At 70.8% G+C, this 1,778-nt stretch carries 3 protein-coding genes and 1 pseudogene; all 4 read left to right on the top strand.

The window, feature by feature from the left end; translation table 11 throughout:
* Positions 1 to 360, top strand: a pseudogene (locus G6026_RS12230) (DivIVA domain-containing protein); the annotation flags it as partial.
* Positions 361 to 384: 24 nt separating this feature from the next.
* Positions 385 to 975: a DUF177 domain-containing protein gene (locus tag G6026_RS12225; RefSeq protein ID WP_107756659.1), complete on the top strand. Its 591-nt coding sequence runs from the start codon at positions 385 to 387 to the stop codon at positions 973 to 975.
* A complete protein-coding gene (rnc, locus tag G6026_RS12220) occupies positions 972 to 1,670 on the top strand; it encodes a ribonuclease III (RefSeq protein ID WP_182613338.1) in 699 nt (232 codons plus the stop codon). The genes G6026_RS12225 and rnc overlap by 4 nt, the downstream gene beginning before the upstream one ends.
* Before the next feature lies 1 nt (position 1,671).
* On the top strand, positions 1,672 to 1,778 hold a 107-nt coding region (locus G6026_RS12215; protein ID WP_277815609.1), incomplete at its 3' end, for a DNA-formamidopyrimidine glycosylase family protein.

Raw genomic sequence — 1,778 nt, 5'->3', positions numbered from 1 at the left:
GCCGAGTCCGACCGGCTGGTGGAACAGGCCAACGTCATCTACGACCGCACCATCACCGAGGCCCGCCAGGAGCAGCAGCGGATGCTGTCGGAGTCCGAGGTCGTCCGGATCGCCGACGAGGAGGCCAGCCGGATCCGGGACGCCGCGCACGCGGAGAGCGATCGTCGGCGCGAGGAATGCGACGCCTACATCGACGACAAGATGGCGCGGTTCGAGGAGTTCCTCGGCTCGACCCTCCGCACCGTGTCCCGCGGGCGCGAGGAACTCCACGGGGTCGCCCCGATCGGCCGGCGTGAGGCCCACGGCCGGCGCGGGGCGCGCGAGGGCGATCACTACGGCGACGGGTACGGGGACTACTGACCGACGACGGGTAGTCTGCTGGGCGTGTCCACCACCTCCCGCCCCCGACATCAAGGCCGCCCGGCCGCCGATTCCCTCGTCCTCGACACCCGCAGCATCACCCGGTCGCCGGGTGCGATGACGCAGGTCCGGCGCGCCGCGGTCCTGCCGTCGTCGATCGGGGTCGAGTTGATCCGCATCCCCGAGGGTGACGAGGTCGACCTGGACCTGGACCTGACTTTCGTCGAGGAAGGAGTCCTGGTGACCGGCTCCGTCGCCGGACGCGCCTCGGTGGAGTGCGCACGGTGTCTCGGCGAGTTCACCACCGAGGTCTCCGTGGATCTCACGGAGATGTACGCCGCCGAGGGCACGGCCGCCGCCGACGGGGTGGAGCAGGACGAGGTGCGTCTGCTCGACGGCGATCTGCTGGACCTGGAACCGGCTCTGGTCGACGCATTCGGCCTGGAGTTCCCGATGTCGCCCACGTGCACGGATTACGGCCACAGTGTCTGCGTCAACCCCGACACCCCCGCGCCGGACGGTGTCTCCGGCGACACCGAGGGACGCATCGATCCGCGATGGGCCGGACTGGCCGAGAAGTTCGCGGACCCCGGGACCGACGAGGGGGCCGGGTGACGGACCCCGCCCCCGAGCTCGATGCGGTCCTGGGGGTGCGGCTCCCCGCGGACCTGGCCGCACAGGCTCTGACCCACAGGTCGTACGCCTACGAGCACGGCGGGCTACCCCATAACGAGCGGCTCGAGTTCCTCGGAGACGCCGTTCTGGAACTCATCGTGACCGAGCATCTCTACGCCGCCTACCCGGACCGCCCGGAGGGTGACCTCGCGAAGATCCGGGCCAGTCTGGTCAACACCTACGTTCTGGCCGACATCGCCCGCGAGCTGGGCCCGACGGGGTTGGGAGCGCTACTACGGCTCGGCAGGGGGGAGGAGTTGACCGGCGGACGGGACAAGCACTCGATCCTGGCAGACACCCTGGAGGCCGTCTTCGGCGCCGTGTACCTGACCCACGGTCTGGACGTGGCGAGGGGGATCGTCGAGGGGATCATCGGTGAGCGGCTCCGCGTGGTCCCCACCCTGGGAGCGGCGCTCGACTGGAAGACCAGTCTTCAGGAGAAGTGCTCGGCGCTCGGCCGACCCAAGGCACGGTACGAGATCACCTCCACCGGACCGGACCACGACAAGACCTTCACCGCGGTGGCCCTGGTCGGCGACGACCCGCTGGGTCAGGGCGTCGGCCGGACCAAGAAGGAAGCCGAGCAGAAGGCCGCCGAGCAGGCCTGGGCGGCCCTGGACCGGGCCACGGGCTGACATGCCGGAGCTCCCCGAGGTCGAGGTGGTGCGTCGCGGCCTCGAGACCCACGTGGTGGGCCGTCGGATCCTCGACGTCGACGTGACCGGGGTCCGCACGGCCCGCCG

The organism is Dietzia sp. DQ11-38-2 (genome assembly GCF_014145055.1).
In the GTDB taxonomy this organism is placed as follows: Bacteria; Actinomycetota; Actinomycetes; order Mycobacteriales; family Mycobacteriaceae; genus Dietzia.
This window is presented reverse-complemented; position numbering and strand designations above follow the sequence as displayed.